1 protein-coding gene is annotated in these 348 nt (G+C 48.6%); it reads right to left on the reverse strand.

The genetic code is table 11. The features are described from left to right. Positions 1 to 278: hypothetical protein (locus ACVBEF_RS21380; RefSeq protein ID WP_447125902.1), on the reverse strand; the 278-nt coding region annotated here is incomplete at its 3' end. Positions 279 to 348: the final 70 nt, after the last annotated feature.

A 348-nucleotide genomic window follows, 5' to 3' on the forward strand; every position in this document is an offset into this window, starting at 1 on the left:
TCAGTTTCGCCAATCGCATGCTCGCCTAATAGTGCTGTTGCTTCTACGGCGAACGTTTTCAATGCAGCGCACTCGGCAACGCTGAGCGCTAGCGCGGCAGTATTAGCAGAGTTAGGGTTGGATCGGAAAGCTTCGTTGGCTTCGTTGAGGTTCAGGCAAATAGTGATGGCTTGAGAAAAGACAGCAGTGCGGGTGGCAAAGTCATGCAGGTAAAGATACTGTTCAGTGTCGATAGCATCGCTGAGTTTTTGATGTTTAGCATTGGTTGTATTAGACATTATTCGATCCTTTAGCTCTGTTGAACTTCCCGTTGGTAAAACGGGGGTGGGCGACAAATGACGGAGTTGA

The sequence above is a fragment of the Glaciimonas sp. GG7 genome (assembly GCF_052976905.1).